Source organism: Roseibacterium elongatum DSM 19469, assembly GCF_000590925.1.
Lineage (GTDB): Bacteria > Pseudomonadota > Alphaproteobacteria > Rhodobacterales > Rhodobacteraceae > Roseibacterium > Roseibacterium elongatum.
In genome coordinates, this window is the sequence record NZ_CP004372.1 from 623,046 (window position 1) to 642,886 (window position 19,841).

A 19,841-nucleotide genomic window follows, 5' to 3' on the forward strand; every position below is an offset into this window, starting at 1 on the left:
GGGCCGATCGCCCGGTCGTTTTTTCCTGCGCCTGCCGCTCAGGCCGCGCTTTCGGGCAAGGCCCCGAATGCCGCGCGCATCAGCGCCCGCGTATAGGCCGTCTTCGGGTTGCGGAACAGGTCCTCGGACGCGCCGGCCTCGACCACGTCGCCCTGTTTCATGACGATCACCTTGTGGCTGAGGGCGCGCACCACCTTCAGGTCATGGCTGATGAACAGGTAGGCGAGGCGATGATCGGCCTGCAACCGACGCAGCAGATCCACGATCTGCGTCTGCACGGTCATGTCCAGCGCACTTGTGGGTTCGTCCAGAATCACCAGACGCGGGCGCAGGATCATGGCGCGCGCGATGGCGATCCGCTGACGCTGCCCGCCCGAGAATTCGTGCGGGTAGCGGTGCATCATCTCCGGGTCCAGCCCGACCTCGGTCAGGATCTCGGCGACGCGTTGGGCTTGGTCGTCACGCCCCACCCCCTGTACGGCCAGCCCCTCGGCCACGATCTGCGCCACTGTCATGCGCGGGCTGAGGCTGCCATACGGGTCCTGGAACACCACCTGCATGTTGTGCCGGATCGGGCGCAACTGGCGCGAGCTTTGACCCTGGATGTCGCGGCCCATGAACACCACCGGCCCGTCCGACGAAATCAGCCGCAGGATCGCCATGGCCAGGGTCGTCTTGCCCGATCCGCTTTCGCCCACAACCCCCAGCGTTTCGCCCTCGCGCACGCTGATCGTCGCGGCATTCACGGCCTTCACATGGCCGACCGTGCGCCGCAGGAACCCCCGCTGGATCGGGAACCACACGCGCAGATCGCGCGTCTGCACGATTTCCTCGGCCTCGGCCGGCACCGGGTCGGGCGTCCCGCTGGGCTCGGCCGCCAAAAGCGTTTGCGTATAGGGGTGACGCGGGTTGGCGAAAATCTCGGCCGTCGGCCCCTGTTCGACGATCTCGCCGCCCTTCATCACGCAGACCCGGTCGGCGATCCGCCGCACGATGCCCAGATCATGGGTGATGAACAAAAGGCTCATGCCCATGTCACGCTTCAACTCGGCCAGCAATTCAAGGATTTGCGCCTGGATCGTGACGTCCAGCGCCGTGGTCGGCTCGTCCGCCACCAGCAGATCGGGGCCATTGGCCAGCGCCATGGCGATCATCACGCGCTGCCGCTGCCCGCCCGACAACTGGTGCGGGTAGGCCCCCAGCCGTGTTTCGGGGTCGCGGATGCCCACCTTGGTCAGCAATTCGAGGATACGCGCGCGCGCGGCATCCCCGCTCAGCCCCTGATGCAGGGCTAGGCTTTCGCCGATCTGCTTTTCCAACGTATGCAGCGGGTTCAGCGAGGTCATCGGCTCCTGGAAGATGAAGCTGATGTCATCGCCCCGGATATCGCGCAGCCGGTCCTCGGGGGCGCCGACCATCTCTTCGCCGTTATAGGTGACCGAGCCCGCGATCTCAGCCGACTCGGGCAAGAGATCGACTGTGGACAGCGCCGTGACCGACTTGCCCGAGCCGCTTTCGCCGACCAGCGCGACCGTCTCGCCCTTGTCGATCGAAAACGACACGCCGCGCACCGCGCGCGTTTCCTGCGCGCCCTGCCGGAAGGTGACCGAAAGGTTGCGAACGTCCAGCACACTCATGTGAAGGTCTTCCTGGGGTCGAACGCATCGCGCACGCCTTCGAAGATGAAGACAAGCAGCGACAGCATGATCGCAAAGGTGAAAAACGCGGTGAAGCCCAGCCAAGGCGCGTTCAGGTTGTTCTTGGCCTGCAGGGTCATCTCACCCAGGCTCGGCGCCGAGGATGGTAGCCCGAAGCCCAGGAAATCGAGGCTGGCCAACCCGCCGATCGTGCCCGTCACGATGAAGGGCAGAAACGTCAGCGTCGCCACCATCGCGTTCGGCAGGACATGACGCCACATGATCGTGCCACTGCCCACGCCCAGCGCCCGCGCTGCGCGGACATATTCGAAATTGCGCGCGCGCAAGAACTCGGCCCGCACCACACCCACAAGGCCCGTCCAGCCGAACAGCACCATCAGGAACACCAGCAGCCAGAAATTCATCGTGAAAATCGCGGATATGATGATGATGATGTAAAGGCTGGGGGTCGAGTTCCAGATCTCGATGATGCGCTGGAACAGCAGGTCCACGACGCCGCCGAAAAAGCCCTGAACGGCCCCCGCCGCGATCCCGATGACCGAGGTCAGAAAGGTCACGATCAGCGCGAAACTGACCGACAGGCGGAACCCGTAGATCACCCGTGCCAGCACGTCGCGCGCCGTGTCATCGGTGCCCAGCAAGTGATCGGCATCGGGCGGCGACGGGGCCGCGCGGCCCAGATCGTTGACCGTGTTGTAGCTGTAGGGGACGAGCGGCCACAGCAGCCATCCCTGCTCGACCGGCACGCCTGCAAAGGCCCCGGTTTCCTGCACCTCTTCGATCACGCCTTCGGGATCGTCCCAGCAATCCTCAAGACCGCCCGACACGATCAGGCATTGCACCTCGATATCGCGATAGACGGCCTCGGTGCGGAAATCGCCGCCGAACTCCGTCTCGGGGTAGAAACTGAAGATCGGCGTGTAATAGCCGCCCCGGTATTGCACCAGCAGGGGCTTGTCATTGGCGATCAGCTCGGCAAACAGCGACAGGCCATAGAGCACGATAAAGATCATCAGCGACCAATAGGCCCGCCGGTTCGCCTTGAAGTTCTGCCAGCGGCGGCGGTTCAGCGGCGACAGCCCACCCCCGACGCGGCCGGGGCATGATGATCGGCGGAGTCGGGCGCAGGCCGGGCTCGGGGTCGAGGCGCGGGCGCGCCGGATCGGGGCGGCGGGATATCGTCGGGCATCGCCATCGCTCAGGTCTCCCGCGTCTCGAAATCGATGCGCGGATCGATCCAGACATACATCAGATCCGACAGGATGTTCACGACCAGCCCGATCAGCCCGAACACAAACAGCGTGCCGAAGATCACCGGGTAATCGCGGCTGACCGCCGCCTCGAAGGCCAGCCGCCCCAGCCCGTCGAGGCTGAAGATCGTTTCGATGATCAGGCTGCCGCCAAAGAAAACGCCCACGAACACCGCCGGGAAGCCCGCGATCACGATCAGCATCGCATTGCGGAACACGTGGCCATAGAGCACCCGCCCCTCGCGCAGGCCCTTGGCCTTGGCGGTCATCACATACTGTTTCTTGATCTCTTCGAGGAACGAGTTCTTCGTCAAAAGCGTCAGCGTTGCAAAGGCCGAGATGGTCGAGGCCAGCACCGGCAGCGTGATGTGCCAGAAATAATCCGCGATCTTGGCCAGAAGGCTCAACTCCTCCCAGTTGTCGCTGGTCAGGCCGCGCAGCGGGAAGATCTGGAAATAACTGCCCCCCGCGAACAGCACCAAAAGCAGGATCGCGAACAGGAAACCGGGGATGGCATAGGCCACGATGATGATGCCCGATGTCACCGTGTCAAAGCGCGAGCCATCGCGCACCGCCTTGCGGATTCCCAGCGGTATCGACACCAGATAGGCGATCACGGTCGACCACAGGCCCAGCGTGATCGACACCGGGAGTTTCTCGATCACCAGATCCACCACGCTGATCGAGCGGAAATAGCTCTCGCCGAAGTCAAAGCGCATGTAATCCCACATCATCATCACGAAGCGTTCGGGCCAGGCGATATCCTCGGCCACGCATTCGGGGGCGGCCACGTCCGGCTCGCCGGTGAACCCCTCTTCACAGACGATGCGGGCAAAGTTGAACTGCACCTTCAGATCGTCGAGGAACTGCGGTGGCAGACCCCGCGCGCCCTGGTAGTCGCCCTCGACCTCGATGCCGCCCGCTTCGGAGCCACCGCCCGAGATGCCCGCGAACACATCGCCCTCTCCCTCGAGCTGGGCCAGAACCTGCTCGATCGGGCCGCCCGGCACGAATTGTGTCAGTGCGAAATTCACCACCATGATCCCCAGCAGCGTGGGGATCATCAGCAGCAATCGTCTGAGGATATACGCGCCCATAAGGTCTTAGAACGCGCCCTGGTCGCGCAAGCCCGCCTCTGCTTCGGGGTCGATCCACCAGAAATCGAGGAAACCCAGCGAATAGGGCGGCAACTCCTCGGGGTAGCGATACATGTCGTAATAGGCGACCCAGTGCTGGTTGTTGTACCATTGTGGGATGCGGATCACGTGGGCGCGCAGCACGCGGTCCAGCGCGCGCACCGCCACTCCCATCTCGGCCTCGGTCTCGGCATTCACCACCACCTCAATCAGGGCATCGACGCCCTCATCCGCCAGGCCCGGCACGTTGAACAGGCTTTCATCGGCCCCCAATGTGCCGAAATACTGCCGCAGGCCGGAACCGGGCTCGTAATCCATCGGGAAATGGTCGGTCACGATATCGAAATCGCCATCGCGCTGACGTTGGCTGAGCTGCGCATTGTCCACCCGGTTCAGCCGGGCGTTCACACCGATGGCGCGCAGGTTTTCCACGTAGGGATTGATGATGCGATCAAAGAGCGCGCCGGAATTCAGGAATTCCACATCCAGCGTCTGGCCCGCCGCGTTGCGCAGCAGGCCATCGGGCGGCTGGATCGCCTGTAGCGCACCGACGCCCACGCCGCCCAAACCGATAACGATCCCGACGACACCCAGCGCCGTGCTGCGCGCGCGACCCAGCAACATCCAGCCCCCACCGAGCACGAGGATCAACCCACCCAGCCCGAAGACAAACGTCATTGACCCGATCTCCAGCCGTTCGGAGGCTGGCAAAGGCTCGGCCGACCAGCCGGCTTCTTCCAAAAGAGCAACGGCTTGCGCCGCACGGGCGCGGTCCAGCGTGCGATCGGGATTCGAGGCCGGGTTAGAATACACCTCTTCGGTGAAGACCCGCTCGGGCAGCAGGTCGCGCAGCGGCTCGAGGATGGCAAGCTCGTCCTCACCCGGCAGGCCCGACGCCTCAAGATGCGTGTTTTCCCAAAAACTGTCGATGGGCGAATATAGGCCGTAAAACAGCGTCTGGTTCGTCCATTCGAAATTGAACATCGCCGCCAGCGCCTCGCGCACCCGCACATCCTGGAATTGCGGGCGGCGCAGGTTGATCATGAAAGACTGCCCCGTCGCGATGGTGCCATCGGGCAGTTCCTCGCGGATCACGATGCCCTGATCCAGCTTGGGAAAATCGTAGCTGTTGGCCCAGGCCTGGCTGCTGCTTTCCTGCCGGAACGTGTAGTTGCCGGCGGTGAACCCCTCGAAGGCCGCGATGGCGTCGCCATAATACTCGATCCGGATCGAGTCGTAATTGTGGCGGCCCTGGTTGATCCACAGATCCTCGCCCCAATAGTCGCGGTTGCGGGCGTAAACCACGCGCTGCCCCGGATCGACCTCGCCCAGCACGTAGGGGCCCGATCCCACCAGCGGCTCGAGCCGGCTATCCTCGAAGTCCAGCCCGCTGGCCTCATGGCTGGCGCGGCTGAAGACGGGGAGCCCACCCGCCGCCTCGATCCGCCCGCGCAAGGGCGCCTCGGGGTTGAAATCGAACCGGATGCGCCGCTCGTCCAGCACCTCGGCCGAGGCGATGGTCAAGGGCAGCGAGGCGCGGAAGCTGGGCAGCCCTTCATCCCGCAGGATCTCGTAGGAAAACAGCGCGTCATCGGCCGTGACCGGCGTGCCGTCGGAGAAGCGCGCCTCCTCGCGGATGGTGAAGATCACGTAGGCGCGATCCTCGGGGAAGGCCATGCTTTCGCAGAGAAGGCAATAAGACGACCCGATCTCGTCGGCCGTGCCCTCCAGCATCGATTCGAAAAAGACCGAGGACAGGACCGCCGCGCGCCCCACGCGCGTGTACGGATGCACCGAGTCGAAGGACCCCGACGACCACGCAAACGACACCTGCCCGCCCTGGGGCGCATCCGGATTGACATAGTCCAGGTGTTCGGCATCCGGCCCATAGCGCAATTCCCCGAAGGTCGAGACGCCATAGGTTTCGATCAGCCCGTCATCTTCCGCCACTTGCGCGCCCCCCGGCCAGGCGGTCATCGCCCAGATCAGGGCCGCCCCCATCAATGGCATCGCCGCCGCGGCGCCCCTGATGCGAGGCATGGGGGCGTCGATCATCGCTGCGGCGGCGGCAGGGGCGCGTCTTGGCATCGGCATCTCCGTTGTCGTCCGGGCTGTCACCATCGGTGATGTCCCAGTGATGTGGGTCGCAAAAGGTTAGTGACCACCCCCGACGGGGTTCAAGACGAGAATCCGTGATCTGCAGTGAACACGCCACAAAAAAGGCCGCCCCGGTCGGGCGGCCTGTCGTATTCGGTGCTGCGCGGCGGGATCAGTCGCCGATCGTCTCGAGATAGGCGATCAGGTTTGCGCGATCCTCGACATCGCTGATGCCGTTGAAGGCCATGGCCGTGCCCGGCGCCCACTGGCGCGGATTCTCGATGAAGGCCGACATCCGCTCAGGCGTCCACTCGCCGTCGAGTTCGGCAAACGCGTTGGAATAGCTGAAGCCGTCTGCGGCCGCGATCGGGCGCCCGACGATGTCATGCAGCGACGGACCCACCGCATGCGCGCCGGGATCAAGCCGGTGGCACGCCGCGCATTGACGCCACAAACGCTCGCCCGAGGCGGCGTCGGCTGCGGCGTAAACATCGGCAAAGGCCACCTCGACCACCTCTTCGGCCGGTTCGTCCGCCGCGTCGCTGTCGTCTTGGATCAGCACGTAGCTGCGCGATCCGTCTCCGTCGCCGCCTACGCGGTACAGGCCGTCAGCGGCCCAGCCGCCCAGAAGAAAGATCAACAGCGCACCGCAGAGCGCGCCGAAGGCCTTGGTCAGGGTCATGGTGTCGAACATGGCTTTCCCATTCGTATCGCTTGTCGGGCCGTATGTATGGTGTTTCCTTGGTCCGAGGCAAGGTGTACTGAGCGCGACGAAACGCCCTTTTCCATGAAAAAGCCCGGTTTGACGTCATGACCCAACGCATCGCCTTTCAGGGAGAGCCCGGAGCCTACTCGCATCAGGCCTGTCACGATGCGCGCCCCGCGCTCGAGGCGCTGCCCTGCGCGACCTTCGAAGACGTTATCGACGCCGTGCGCGAGGGCCACGCCGCACAGGCCATGCTGCCGGTCGAGAACACGACCTACGGTAGGGTGGCCGACATCCACCGTCTGCTGCCGGAATCGGGGCTGCATATCGTGGACGAGGCGTTCGTGCGCGTGCACATCAACCTTCTGGGTGTCCCCGGTGCACAATTGGGCGATGTGACCGAGGCCTGGAGCCACCTGGTCCTGCTGCCGCAATGCGCCAGGTTCCTGCGCGACCACGGCATCAAGGGGCGCGTCAGCCCCGACAACGCGCGCGCCGCTCGCGATGTGGCGGCCTGGGGCGACAGGTCCAAGGCCGCGCTGGCCTCGGAACTGGCGGGCGACATCTACGGCCTCGACGTGCTGGCCCGCCATATCGAGGATCACGACACCAACACCACGCGGTTCCTCATCATGTCGCGCGATCCCGACATGACGCGCCGCGCCGACCACATGATGACGACCTTCGTCTTTCGGGTCCGCAACATCCCCGCCGCGCTGTACAAGGCGATGGGCGGGTTCGCGACAAACGGCGTCAACATGACCAAGCTGGAAAGCTACATGGTCGACGGGTCCTTTACCGCGACGCAGTTCTACGCCGATATCGAGGGGCACCCCGACGATCACAACGTGCAACTGGCGATGGAAGAGCTGGATTATTTCACCAGCTACCTCAAGATCCTGGGCACCTATCCCGCCGCCTCCGAGCGCGACTGACCCCCGCCGCAACGGCCCCTTGCCCTCGCCGCGGCGCAGGCGCATGGTGGCGCGGTCCGCCCTCCATCCCCGGTGTCCCCATGTCCCCGTTGCGCGGGATCGCCCTCAAGATCGCCTCGGTCTGCGTGTTCGTGGCCATGGCCAGCCTGATCAAGGCATCGTCCGAAACCGTCCCGCCCGGTCAGGCCGTGTTCTTCCGATCGGTCTTTGCGATCCCGGTGATCCTGGCCTGGCTGGCCAGCCGCCACGACCTGCCGCGCGGCCTGATGACCCGCAACCCCATGGGCCATGTCTGGCGCGGGCTGGTGGGAACCAGCGCGATGGGGCTGGGCTTTGCCGGTCTCGGCCTCCTGCCCCTGCCCGAGGTGACGGCCATCGGCTACGCCGCCCCGATCCTCGTGGTGGTCTTCGCCGCCATGTTCCTCGGCGAACGGGTGCGGCTGTTCCGCCTGTCGATGGTGGCACTCGGCATGGGCGGGGTGCTGATCGTGCTGTCGCCGCGCCTGTCGGTCGATGCGGCTTCGGTGGATCCGACACAAACCCTCGGCGCGGTCGTCGTCCTGATGGGGGCGGTCTGCGCCGCGCTGGCGCAGGTCTTCGTGCGCAAACTGGTCCAGACCGAGGCGACGGCCGCCATCGTCTTCTGGTTCTCGGTGACGGCCGCGCTGCTGTCACTGCTCACCCTGCCCTGGGGCTGGGTCTGGCCCAGCCCGCAGGTCGCGGCGATGCTGGTCGCCGCGGGCGTCCTGGGCGGTCTGGGTCAGATCCTGCTGACCTCCTCCTACCGCTTTGCGGATGCCTCGCTGATCGCGCCGTTCGAATACAGCTCGATGCTCTTGGCGCTGATCGTCGGCTATACCGTGTTCGACGAGGTGCCCAGCCTGACCATGTTGGCCGGCGCGGCCCTGATCGTGACGGCGGGCGTGGCCATCATCCTGCGGGAACGCCAGCTCGGGCTCGAGCGCGCGCGCCAACGCAAGGCCAACACGCCCTGAGCCGCAGGCCTCAGGCCTGGCGTTCGCGCTGGATCTTGCGCCAGGCGGCCTCGGCGGCATTGCCCTGCCGCGCCAGAACGCCCTGCATCCGCTGCAACACCTTGCCCCGCGCCAGCTTCATCGTCTGCAGCAGCAGACGGGCCGACAGGCTGCTGGCCGACAGATCCATCACTGCCGAGACGCGGGTCACCTCGGGCGACAGCGCCACGAAATCCATCTCGTAGGCACAGGCCATGCCGCCGATCTGGCTTTGCACAAGGCATGTCTCGTGCGGCTCGAACCTGGTGATCTCCGACGAGATCGCGCGGCTTTTGCCACGCACCGGCACCGACCCGCGCCATTTGGCGCCCGCCCCGGCCTCGCTCCAGTCGCCGACCCGCACCAGATCGGCGCCCCGGCCCCGAACCTCGGACTCGAAATGCGAGAAATCGGTAAAGCGCGACCAGGTCACATCCACCGGCGCGTCGATATCTTCGGAAACCTTGAACTTCACCGCGTCACTCCTTGTTCCTGCCATGCGCATCCCGGCAGAACACGCGCGGCCACCGCCGCCTTCGTTAATCCGCCGCCCACGCGACCGGGTCAAGGGCCAAGGATCAGCACCAATCGCAACGACACCTGGCGCGCCACGGGTCAGTCCAGACGATCGGACAACCAGTGTTCCAACAGAAAATGCGCAATCGCGCCCCGGCGCGCGGGCGCGATGTCGGGGTGCCGGCCGGCAAACACCTCCAACAGGTCCGAGCGCGTCACCCAACGCGCATCTTCCAACTCCTCCCGGTCGACGGTGATCCGGTCGCTGATCGCCACCCCTCGGCACCCCAGCATCAGTGACGCGGGAAACGGCCAGGGCTGGCTGGACAGGTAGCCCACCGCGCCCACCTCGATCCCCGCTTCCTCGAACACCTCGCGCCGCACGGCCCCTTCGACGGTTTCGCCCGGCTCGATGAAGCCCGCCAAAAGCGAATACATCCTGTCGGGCCAACCGGGCGACCGGCCCAGCAACACGCGCTCGCCATCGGTGATCAGCATTATGACGACCGGATCGGTCCGCGGAAAATGGCGCGCGCCACAGGCCGGACAGGCGCGCTGCCACCCGGCCTCGGCAAGGTCCGAGCGCGCCCCGCACCGCGCGCAGAACAGATGCGTGCGGTGCCATTCCAACAGCCCGCGCGCCGTGGCCGCCAATTCCGCCTCGCGCGGGGACAGGTGCGTCATGATGCGACGCAATTCGGCAAAGGCCGCGCCGGTCGCGTCCTCGGACGGATGATGTTGCAGGCTGGCATCGACGAACCCGCCGACCTGGTCCTCGTCCACCTCGGGCGGCACCCAGCCCGAGATATCGCAGGCGAAAAGCGGTTCTTCATCGGCACCCAGCCCCAGGAAAACGGGGGCTTCGGCCGCCTTGGCCAGAACCGGGTGGCCCATCGGGCGAAAGGCCAGCGTAACCGCGCCATCCCCGGGCGCCGCGCCCTCGGCGACGCCCGTCACCATCGGCTTGCCCCGCCACAGCGGCAGCACGCCGGCCCCCGCATCCAGGGCCGATGTCAGCGCCCCGTCATCGCGGCGCATCCCGGCTGCGCGATCCAGTCCCGAACTTGCAAAAAGCACGGTTTCCGCACGTTTCATCACCTGCTCTCCTCGTTTGCGACGGCACGTGTCGTTTGGTGTGTCGGTGGGGTCACAACCTTGGAATATGGGCAAAAATCGTCGCCGGACCATGGCCCCGGACTTGTTTGCACCACCGTCGCCTCGGGCATAGTGGCAGAGGGACAGTATGGGGACAACATGACCTTTCGCGGCGACATCGCGCAGGCAGTCACACGGCGTTCGGACGGGGCCTCCGCGGTGGCATGCGTCGATCTGCGCATCCTGGCCACGTCGGACCTGCACGCGCATCTGATGCCCTACGACTATTTCCGCGACTGCCCCGATGACAAGGTTGGCCTGCTGCGCGTGGCCGAACGGATCATCGCGGCGCGGGCCGCCTGTGAAAACACCCTGCTGCTGGACAATGGCGATACGTTGCAGGGGGCGCCGCTGGGGGATGCCGCGGTGTCCGAGATCATGCCCAGGGGCCGCACGCACCCGATGATCGCCGCGATGAACACCTTGGGCTATGACGCGGCCACGCTGGGCAACCATGATTTCGACTTCGGGCTCGAGGCCCTTGCGGCGGCCATGGCAGGGGCCTGTTTCCCTGTCGTGCTGGCCAATATCCGGCGCACCGATGGCGTGCCCCTGGCCCCGCCGCGCGCGCTGCTGCGGCGCAAGGTGGTGGCCCGCTGCGGCACGTCGCACACGCTGCGCATCGGGGTGACGGGCGTTGCGCCGCCCCAGATCGCCCGATGGTCGCGCAAACGTCTGGGCGACCGGATCCAGGTGGCCGACATGCCCCGGATCGCCGCGCGGCAGGCCCGCGCCCTGCGCCGCGAGGGGGCGGACCTCGTCATCGTGCTGGCCCATTCCGGCCTTGGCGCCGCGGTCGCCGAAACCGGAATGGAAAACGCCGCCCACCTCCTTGCCGCCCTGCCCGATGTCGACGCCGTGATCGCGGGACACAGCCACAGGGTCTTTCCCGACGCCGACCACCCCGAGGGCCTGCTTGCGGGAACGCCCGTCGTGCAACCGGGCTTTCACGGCTCGCATCTGGGCTGCATCGACCTGACCCTGTCGCGGACCCGGCCCGAGGTCGCCGACGGCCCCGGCCCGCATTGGTCGGTGAGCGGCGCCCGCGCCCGCACCCTGCCGCTGAGCCCCACGCCCGGCACCGGGCTGCGCCGCGTCTTTCGGCACCACCCCGCGCTGATCCCGACGGCCCGCGCCGAGCACAGGGCCGTCCGGCGCTATGCCGCGCAACCGCTGGGCGAGAGCGCCGTCCCGCTCGAGACCTATTTCAGCCTGATCGCGCCCTGCGCCGCCACCCAACTGGTCGCCGACGCCCAGGCCGATGCCGCCCGCGCCCTGATCGCCCAGCGCCCCGACCTGACGCATCTGCCGCTGATCTCGGCCGTGGCACCCTACAAATGCGGCGGGCGCGGCGGCCCGTCGAACTACACCGACATTCCCGCCGGGACCCTGCGGCTGCGCAACGCGGCCGACCTCTATATCTATCCCAACCAACTGTGCGTCCTGCGCCTGACAGGGGCCGACGTGAAGGACTGGCTCGAACGGGTGGCCTCGGCCTTTCACCGGATACGGCCGGATGCCCCGGACGCCGCGCCGCAGCCGCTGATCGACCATGCCTTTGCCGGCTACAATTTCGACCACCTCGTCGGCTTGCGCTACCGCTTCGACCTGTCCCAACCGGCGCGCACCGATGCCGAGGGGGCGCAGTTCTTCGCCACCCCAGGCCGCGTGCGCGATCTCTGCCATGCCGATGGCACGGCGCTGCAGGCCGACGACACCGTTCTGGTCGCGACGAATTCCTACAGGTCCGAAGGCGGCGGGCATTTCCCGATCTGCGCCAAGGCCGAGACCATCGCGACCGCGCCGGGCAATCTGCGTGACGCGGTGATCGACCGGATCGCCGCAGCCACCGCCCCCCTGTCGCCGCAGGTCGCGCACGGCTTTTCCTTCGTGCCCCTCGGGGGCACCCCCGTCCTGTTCGAGACGGGGCCGGGCGCAGCCCATCACGCCGCCCGCGCCCGCGCCCTTGGCCTGACGCCGCTAGGCCTGCAGGAGAGCGGCTTTTTCGGCTATCGCATGGTGCTGTGACGGCGGTTCTCAAACTGCCTTATTTTTGATCACATCGCCCATAAATCGCGCATAGCCTGCCTGCACCCGCGCCGAAACCCGCCATTCCGGCTGACCGCGTTGACGCCGCGCGCGCGGCCCGCGTGAGGTATGCCGGTCATATGCCGGGTGCGTCCGGCCACCAACAGGAGGACAGCTTGCTGCACCGTGCCATTCCCGCTTTCGCCGCGACCCTGATCGCCGCAACCCCCGCGGTTGCGCAGGACACCGACATCGCCTTCGCCCTCGACTGGCGCTTCGAGGGGCCGTCCGCCCCCTATTTCCTCGCCATCGACAACGGCTATTTCGCCGAGGAAGGCATGAATGTCGAAGTCACCGCCGGCCAGGGCTCGCTCGACGCGATCCCAAAGGTCGCGACCGGCGCCTTCCCCTTCGGATTTGCCGATATCAACTCGCTGATCTCGTTCCTCGACCAGAACCCCGGCGCGCCGGTCACGGCCATCTTCATGACCTATGACAGCCCGCCGTTTTCGATCGTGGGCCGCGTCAGCCAGGGCATCTCGGGCATCGAGGACCTCGAAGGCTCCGTCCTCGGCGCGCCGCCGCCCGATGGGGCCTGGGCACAGTTCCCGATCCTGGCCGCCGTGAACGATATCGACGTATCCACGATCACCGTCGAACCCGTGGGCTTCCCCACGCGTGAGCCGATGCTGGCCGAAGGCAACGTGGACGCCGTGACCGGCTTCAACTTTTCGTCCTACCTGTCGGCGCTGCGCCTTGGCGTGCCGGCCGAGGACCTGACGACGATCATGTATTCCGATCATGGTGTCGCGCTCTATGGCAACGCGCTGATCGTGAACACCGACTTCGCCGAGGAAAACCCCGAAATGGTCACCGGCTTCATCACCGCCGTTGCCCGCGGGTGGGCCGATGCCATCGCCGACCCGGCCGCCGGCGTCGCGTCCGTGATCGAACGCAACCCCGCCGGGGATGCCGCGCTCGAGCAACAGCGTCTCGAACTGGCGATCGAGGGCAATGTCCTGACCGATTACGTGATCGAGAACGGCATGGGCAATATCGACCCCGACCGCATGGCCACCGCGCTCGAACAGCTGGCCCTGACCTACGAGTTCCAGAACGAGCCCGACGCGTCGCTGTATTTCACCGATGCCTACCTGCCCGAGGGCGACGTTCTGATGGTCGCACCCTGATCGCGACCCTCAAATCGAAAACCGCCGGGCCGGCATGTCACGACTGGCCCGGCGCACTCGCGTATGCACGGGGTGTGTACAGGATGTGTACAGGGTGTGATTGGCCTGTCCGAGCCCGCCCGTTAACCCTACCCTTGCACAAATCCGACAAGCGTTGATGCGCCGTTAACCACCCGAAAGCCCTGCCGATGACGTCCCCCTCCGCCTCTTCCGCCATGATCGAGCTGCGCGAGGTGACCCATGCCTATCGCACCAAGGCAGGCCCCCTGCCCGTTCTCGACAACCTGTCCCTCAAGATCCCCGAAAACAGCTTCTGCGCCGTGGTCGGCCCCTCGGGCTGCGGAAAATCCACGCTGACGCGGCTGGTCTCGGGCCTGATGCGCCCGGACGAGGGGCAGGTCTGGCTGCACAACCAGATGGTGACCTCGCCGCGCCCGACCGTCGGCATGGCGTTCCAGAATCCCGTGCTGCTGGAATGGCGCACCATCCTGCAAAACATCCTGCTGCCGCTGGAAATCGTCAAAAGCCCCATGTCCAGGGCCGAGGCGACCGAGCGCGCCCATCACCTGCTGGATTTGGTCGGCCTGACCGGCTTTGCCGACAAACGCCCCTCGGAGTTGTCGGGGGGGATGCGCCAGCGCGCAAGCCTCTGCCGGTCGATCATCCACAAGCCCGATGTGCTGATCCTCGACGAGCCGTTCGGCGCGCTCGACGCCTTCACGCGCGAGGATCTGTGGTGCACCATGCACGATCTGCGCGCGGAAGAGCCATTCACCTGCCTGTTGATCACCCATGACCTGCGCGAAAGCGTGTTTCTGGCCGATCAGGTCATCGTCCTGTCCAGCCGTCCGGCACAGACGCAATATGTGCTGGATGTCGATATTCCGGGCAAGCGTACGCTTGACGATCTCTACACGCCCAAGGCCGTCGAGATGCTGGCCATGCTTCGCCACCAGATCCAGGTGGCGCAGGGCCGCGCGACCTCGGCCGATGCCCCGCTCGACGGCCACCCCTCCGAGACCGAGAAGGCGACCTGATGACCGACACCGCGCGCAAGATCCTGGCCCCCGTCATCACCATCCTTCTGGTGATCGGCTTGTGGGAATGGGCCGTCTGGTACAACGACTTGCCGAATTACCGCATGGCCAGCCCGTCCGACCTGATCCCGGCCTTCACGCGCTATTGGGATCTGTTCCTGATCAAGAGCTGGGAAACCCTGTGGCGGACGGTGGTGGGCCTTGGCCTTGCGGTGGTGGTGGGCACGCTGATCGGCATGGTCATGGGCTTTTCCCGCGTCGCGCGCGAAGGGCTCTACCCCATCCTCGTGGGGTTCAACGCGATCCCCAAGGCGACTGTCGTGCCCATCGTCGCGCTGATCTTCGTGGGCCAGCACGATTTCAACACGATCCTGATCGCCTTCATGATCTCGTTCTTTCCCATCGCGGTCTCCGTTTCCATCGGCCTCAGCACGCTGGAACCCGAATATCGCGACATCCTGCGCAGCCTTGGCGCTTCCAATTTCACGATCTTCTGGAAGATCGCGTTACCCAAGACCCTGCCCGAGTTCTTCGGCGCCCTCAAAGTCGCCGTCACCCTCGCCTTCATCGGCACGAACCTGATGGAGATCGTCAGCCCGCATGGCAGGGGCCTGGGCGACCTGTTCGATTCGGGGCGGATCAGCGCAGATTACCCGCTGATGTTTGCCGTGCTCTTCGCGCTCGCGGCCTTGGGCATCCTGCTGTATTATATCGTGGTATTCCTTGAGAAAATCTTTGCGGGCTGGGCCGAACGGCCGCAAAGCTGATCTGCGCCCCTTGCGACACTGGCGCATTTTTCCTATGTGAGCGATGAGAGGTTGGCGCGGGCAGGCGCCTCGCCAACCTGGTCAGGTCCGGAAGGAAGCAGCCACAACGAGCCCCGCTTGGGTCGCTGTCCAGCCTCTCACCCCAGCACGCCGTTGAGACGGTGCGCAGTAGACGCACGGACTGGTTGCGACAAACCGGTCCGGCGAAATATCCCCCCCGCCGTACAGCATTCCGCGTTGCGTCCGGCGTCCTCTGCCATGGACGTTGCGGCGCAGACATTCTAACTTCGCCCGACACCAGACCCGAAGGGCAGCATGAGCGACACAGCCGACACCGGTTACCAGGTACTCGCGCGGAAATACCGCCCCGCGACCTTTGCCGATCTGATCGGTCAGGACGCGATGGTGCGCACGCTCAAAAACGCCTTCGCCGCCGACCGCATCGCGCAGGCTTTCATGCTGACGGGCATTCGGGGCACCGGCAAGACGACCACGGCGCGGATTATCGCCAAGGGACTTAACTGCATCGGGCCGGACGGCACCGGCGGGCCCACGACCGACCCCTGCGGCGTCTGCGAGAATTGCAAGGCCATCGCCGAGGGCCGCCATGTCGACGTGATGGAGATGGACGCGGCCAGCCACACGGGTGTGCAGAACATCCGTGACGCGATCATCGAAACGGTCAGCTACCGCGCCGCGACCGCGCGCTACAAGATCTTCATCATCGACGAGGTTCACATGCTGTCGACCAGCGCGTTCAACGCGCTGCTCAAGACGCTCGAGGAACCGCCCGCGCATGTGAAGTTCCTGTTCGCGACGACCGAGATCCGCAAGGTTCCGGTCACGGTCCTGTCACGCTGCCAACGGTTCGACCTGCGGCGGATCGAGCCCGAGGTGATGATCGCCCATCTGAAATCCATCGCGGAAAAGGAAAACGCCGAGATTGCCGAGGATGCGCTCGCGCTGATCACGCGGGCGGCCGAGGGGTCGGTACGCGACGCGATGAGCCTTCTGGATCAGGCGATCGCCCATGGCGCGGGCGAAACCACCGCCGACCAGGTGCGCGCGATGCTCGGGCTGGCCGACCGCGCCCGCGTGCTGGACCTGTTCGAGGCGATCATGCGCGGCGACGCGCCCGGTGCGCTGAACGAGCTGGGCGCGCAATACGCCGCCGGGGCCGACCCGCTAGCTGTGCTGCGGGACCTTGCCGAAATCACGCATTGGCTGAGCGTCATCAAGATCACGCCCGAGGCGGCCGAGGACCCGACCCTGTCGCCCGAGGAACGCAGCCGGGGCCGTAGCCTCGCCGAGAAACTGCCGATGCGCGTGCTGACGCGGATGTGGCAGATGCTGCTCAAGGCACTGGACGAGGTGCGCCTTGCCCCCAACGCCATGATGGCCGCCGAGATGGCAATCATCCGCATGACGCATGTGGCCGATCTGCCGACGCCGGGCGATCTGGTCAAGAAACTGTCCGAAACACCGCCCCCCGCACCCGGTGGCGGTGGCGGGATGCCTGGGGCCGGCCCGTCCAACGGTGCCGCGCCGCAATCCTATCGATCCTCGGCGCCACAGGGGGGCGGTGTGCAGGCGGCACTGAACCGGGCGCCCGGCCCGGATCTGTCGCTTTATCCCACATGGGCCAGCGTCGTGGCGCTGGTGGAACAGGCGCGCGATCTGAAACTGCTGATCGAGGTGAAAACCTGTCTGCGCCTCGTCACTTATGCACCGGGCCGGATCGAGCTGCAGCCGACTGATGCGGCCCCGCGCGACCTGATCCCGCGCCTGGGCCGGGTGTTGCAGACCGCGACGGGCGCGCGTTGGGCGATCTCGGTCGCGAGCGCGGGCGGAGGGCCCACCATCGCGGAAGAGGCCGAGGCCGCGAAACGGGCGATGGAGGCCGAGGTCACCGATCATCCGCTGATGCAGGCCGTCCTGTCGAAATTTCCCACTGCGAAGATCACCCAGATCCGCACCCATCAGGAAATCGCACAGGCCGCCGCCAGCGAAGCCCTGCCCGAAATGCCGGACGAGGACGACACCCCCGAGGATTGGGACCCGTTCGAGGACGAATGAACGCAGCGCCCCGACCCGCGTGATGCCTTGAGCCGACACGACCAAGGGCGTATCTGAAACCGAAGCTTAACACGGAGTGTCCGACATGCTGAAGGGATTGGGCCAGCTGGGCGATATGGCCAAGCTGATGAAACAAGCACAGGAAGTGCAAGGCAAGATGGCCGAGATGCAGGAGCAACTCGCCACGATGACCGTCACCGGCGAATCCGGAGCGGGCTTGGTCAAGGCGACCTCGACCTGCAAGGGCGAGTTGACCGCGCTGGACATCGACCCGTCGATCTTCAACGAGGACGACAAGGAAGTGGTCGAAGACCTGATCCTCGCCGCGATCAAGGACGCCCAGGCCAAGGCGCAGGAGCGCAGCCAGGAAGAAATGTCCAAGCTGACGGAGGGGCTGGGCTTGCCGGCGGACATGAAGATGCCGTTCTGAGGCGCGCTTGACCGACGCCCCCAAGGACATCGAAGCGCTGATCGAGGTGATGGCGCGGCTGCCCGGCCTGGGCCCGCGCTCGGCCCGACGCGCGGTGCTGCACCTGATCAAGAAGCGCGGGCAACTGATGCGCCCCTTGGCCGAGGCCATGACGCGGGTGGCCGACACCGCCCGCGAATGCCTGAACTGCGGCAATATCGGCACGGCCGACCTGTGCCCGATCTGTGCCGATGACCGTCGTGAGAACGGGCAGATTTGCGTGGTCGAGGATGTGGCCGACCTGTGGGCGATGGAACGGGGCGGGGCCTTTCAGGGGCGGTATCACGTGCTGGGCGGCACGCTTTCCGCGCTGGACGATGTCGGGCCCGAGGACCTGCACATTCCCAAGTTGATCGACCGCATCCGGGCAGAGCGCGCGGCCGAGGTCATCCTTGCGCTGAACGCCACCGTCGATGGGCAGACCACCGCCCATTACATCGCTGGCGAGATCGAGGGCATGGGCGTTTCCGTGACGTCACTGGCCCAGGGGGTGCCTATCGGGGGCGAGCTCGATTATCTCGATGACGGCACGATATCCGCCGCGCTCAAGGCAAGAAAGACACTCTGACCATGGACGCACCTTCCGGCTACGTCACTTTGATGTGCCCCGCCTGCGGCGGCGGCCAGTTGTGGATTCGCGACGGGTTGATGAACTGCCGCCAGTGCGGTCACGAGGTGCGCGCCGAGGGCGGTGTGCACGCCCTTGCCCTTGGCAGCGAACCGCCCAAGGAAACCCAGGCCGGCGACGTGGCGCGCGCGTTCTTTCCGACCGATGCCGCGCGCCGCAGCCATTACCGCGACCTGTCCATGATCGTGGAACAGGTCATGGGCCGCCGCCACCTGTCCGAGGTGCTGGAAATCGGCGCGACCGGGGGCGCCTGGACGGCCGGCCTGTCGGCGTCGGACCGGGTGCGCCGCCTCTATGCGACGGAAACCACGGCCGCGGCGCTGAACCATCTGGTGTCCATCGCAGCGGCACCGGGTACGATCATCCTGCAATCGGGGGCCGAAACGCTCAGCTTTGCGCCCGAGTCGCTCGACATGGTCGTGGGGCGCAACACGCTGTGCCAATTGGGCGAGGTGGGCGAGATGCTGACACGCATCCGCGGCTGGCTGAAGCCCGGCGGCGCCGCGATCTTTCTGGAGCCCTGCCTTCAGGGCAAGATCTGGGCGGCCTTTGCCATGGACCTGATCCGCAGGTTCGAAGCGGCGGGCGGCCCCGGCGAAGAGCCCCCCGGCAATGGCGGGTTCCTGGGCCGAAAACCGGCCAGCAAAAAGGGCCTGACCGCACTCGTGCAATCCCGACTCGAGGGGGGCACCCGGCAGGTGTTGCAGGGGGCGCAGGGCATTGGTCGCGGCGAAGATCGCGTCTTTGACATCTCGACGCTCTGCGGCGCGGGTTATGAGGCCGGGTTTTCCGAATGTTTCCCCATCGACCAGCCACAGGACGAGGTCACCCCGCTACGCCGCTTGAAGAACACGCTCGAGGGATTGCTGGGTCACGAGAAGGGCGCGCTGGAGCGCTACGGCCCACTCTTCGAGTCGCTGGAGGTCACGTTCGGCGCCTTGCCCGAAACCGCGATGGTCGCGCCGAACGTGTATTTCGTGTTCCGGGCCTGAGCGCCTGCCGCGCCCTGTAGGAAAAGCCCCTTGGGCCTACTGCGCACCGCAATAGAAAAAATCGCAATGGGGCCAATCGCATCTGAAGGTGCAGCCTGGGTCGGCCTCGCAATTCTGCCGCCATGCCCAACTGTAGCCCATGCAATATGACTGACCGCGCTGCGGCGGCTGGCAACTGGTAAGCGCGT

At 66.0% G+C, this 19,841-nt stretch carries 17 protein-coding genes and 1 other RNA gene; 11 read left to right on the forward strand and 7 right to left on the reverse strand.

Annotated features, from left to right (window positions below; all coding sequences use genetic code 11):
- Positions 1 to 38: 38 nt before the first annotated feature.
- The 5 genes from ROSELON_RS03030 to ROSELON_RS03050 form a co-directional block, all read right to left on the reverse strand.
- The gene (locus tag ROSELON_RS03030; RefSeq protein WP_025310972.1) at positions 39 to 1,637 is read right to left on the reverse strand and encodes an ABC transporter ATP-binding protein; all 1,599 of its coding nucleotides are present in this window, start codon (positions 1,635 to 1,637) and stop codon (positions 39 to 41) included.
- Positions 1,634 to 2,737, reverse strand: coding sequence for an ABC transporter permease (locus tag ROSELON_RS03035; RefSeq protein WP_025310973.1), 1,104 nt, complete (start codon positions 2,735 to 2,737; stop codon positions 1,634 to 1,636). The genes ROSELON_RS03030 and ROSELON_RS03035 overlap by 4 nt, the downstream gene beginning before the upstream one ends.
- 119 nt (positions 2,738 to 2,856) lie before the next feature.
- The gene (locus ROSELON_RS03040) at positions 2,857 to 4,005 is read right to left on the reverse strand and encodes a microcin C ABC transporter permease YejB (RefSeq protein WP_025310974.1); all 1,149 of its coding nucleotides are present in this window, start codon (positions 4,003 to 4,005) and stop codon (positions 2,857 to 2,859) included.
- Positions 4,006 to 4,011: 6 nt separating this feature from the next.
- Positions 4,012 to 6,084, reverse strand: a complete 2,073-nt coding sequence (locus ROSELON_RS18610; RefSeq protein WP_038650816.1) for an extracellular solute-binding protein — start codon at positions 6,082 to 6,084, stop codon at positions 4,012 to 4,014.
- A 229-nt stretch (positions 6,085 to 6,313) separates the two neighbouring features.
- On the reverse strand, positions 6,314 to 6,835 hold the full coding sequence (locus ROSELON_RS03050) for a c-type cytochrome (protein WP_025310976.1): 522 nt from the start codon (positions 6,833 to 6,835) through the stop codon (positions 6,314 to 6,316).
- A gap of 116 nt (positions 6,836 to 6,951) precedes the next feature.
- Between ROSELON_RS03050 and ROSELON_RS03055 the strand changes: the two genes are divergently transcribed.
- Both ROSELON_RS03055 and ROSELON_RS03060 read left to right on the forward strand, forming a co-directional pair.
- Entirely contained in the window at positions 6,952 to 7,782 is an 831-nt protein-coding gene (locus tag ROSELON_RS03055) for a prephenate dehydratase (protein WP_025310977.1), read from the forward strand.
- Between the two features lie 80 nt (positions 7,783 to 7,862).
- Complete coding sequence (locus tag ROSELON_RS03060; protein WP_025310978.1) at positions 7,863 to 8,777, forward strand: DMT family transporter; 915 nt, start codon at positions 7,863 to 7,865, stop codon at positions 8,775 to 8,777.
- A 10-nt stretch (positions 8,778 to 8,787) separates the two neighbouring features.
- On the opposite strand, the gene ROSELON_RS03065 is transcribed toward ROSELON_RS03060, so the two are convergent.
- On the reverse strand, positions 8,788 to 9,270 hold the full coding sequence (locus ROSELON_RS03065; protein WP_025310979.1) for an SRPBCC family protein: 483 nt from the start codon (positions 9,268 to 9,270) through the stop codon (positions 8,788 to 8,790).
- A 140-nt stretch (positions 9,271 to 9,410) separates the two neighbouring features.
- Positions 9,411 to 10,406 carry an NAD(+) diphosphatase gene (nudC, locus tag ROSELON_RS03070; protein ID WP_025310980.1) on the reverse strand — a complete coding sequence of 332 codons (996 nt, stop codon included), beginning with the start codon at positions 10,404 to 10,406 and terminating at the stop codon, positions 9,411 to 9,413.
- A 159-nt stretch (positions 10,407 to 10,565) separates the two neighbouring features.
- Between nudC and ROSELON_RS03075 the strand changes: the two genes are divergently transcribed.
- The 9 genes from ROSELON_RS03075 (at position 10,566) to ROSELON_RS03110 (ending at position 19,653) form a co-directional block, all read left to right on the forward strand.
- Positions 10,566 to 12,494 carry a bifunctional 2',3'-cyclic-nucleotide 2'-phosphodiesterase/3'-nucleotidase gene (locus tag ROSELON_RS03075; protein ID WP_156945757.1) on the forward strand — a complete coding sequence of 643 codons (1,929 nt, stop codon included), beginning with the start codon at positions 10,566 to 10,568 and terminating at the stop codon, positions 12,492 to 12,494.
- A gap of 179 nt (positions 12,495 to 12,673) precedes the next feature.
- Positions 12,674 to 13,684: an ABC transporter substrate-binding protein gene (locus ROSELON_RS03080; protein WP_407059678.1), complete on the forward strand. Its 1,011-nt coding sequence runs from the start codon at positions 12,674 to 12,676 to the stop codon at positions 13,682 to 13,684.
- 215 nt (positions 13,685 to 13,899) lie between these two features.
- On the forward strand, positions 13,900 to 14,721 hold the full coding sequence (locus tag ROSELON_RS03085) for an ABC transporter ATP-binding protein (protein WP_025310983.1): 822 nt from the start codon (positions 13,900 to 13,902) through the stop codon (positions 14,719 to 14,721).
- Positions 14,721 to 15,488: an ABC transporter permease gene (locus ROSELON_RS03090; RefSeq protein ID WP_025310984.1), complete on the forward strand. Its 768-nt coding sequence runs from the start codon at positions 14,721 to 14,723 to the stop codon at positions 15,486 to 15,488. Before ROSELON_RS03085 ends, ROSELON_RS03090 begins: the two co-directional genes overlap by 1 nt.
- A 45-nt stretch (positions 15,489 to 15,533) precedes the next feature.
- Positions 15,534 to 15,630, forward strand: an RNA gene (gene ffs, locus ROSELON_RS17725) — signal recognition particle sRNA small type.
- Between the two features lie 173 nt (positions 15,631 to 15,803).
- Positions 15,804 to 17,564, forward strand: coding sequence for a DNA polymerase III subunit gamma/tau (locus ROSELON_RS03095; protein WP_025310985.1), 1,761 nt, complete (start codon positions 15,804 to 15,806; stop codon positions 17,562 to 17,564).
- Between the two features lie 85 nt (positions 17,565 to 17,649).
- The gene (locus ROSELON_RS03100; protein WP_025310986.1) at positions 17,650 to 17,994 is read left to right on the forward strand and encodes a YbaB/EbfC family nucleoid-associated protein; all 345 of its coding nucleotides are present in this window, start codon (positions 17,650 to 17,652) and stop codon (positions 17,992 to 17,994) included.
- Positions 17,995 to 18,001: 7 nt separating this feature from the next.
- Positions 18,002 to 18,601, forward strand: coding sequence for a recombination mediator RecR (recR, locus tag ROSELON_RS03105; protein WP_025310987.1), 600 nt, complete (start codon positions 18,002 to 18,004; stop codon positions 18,599 to 18,601).
- A gap of 2 nt (positions 18,602 to 18,603) precedes the next feature.
- The gene (locus tag ROSELON_RS03110) at positions 18,604 to 19,653 is read left to right on the forward strand and encodes a class I SAM-dependent methyltransferase (protein WP_038650110.1); all 1,050 of its coding nucleotides are present in this window, start codon (positions 18,604 to 18,606) and stop codon (positions 19,651 to 19,653) included.
- Positions 19,654 to 19,841 lie beyond the last annotated feature (188 nt).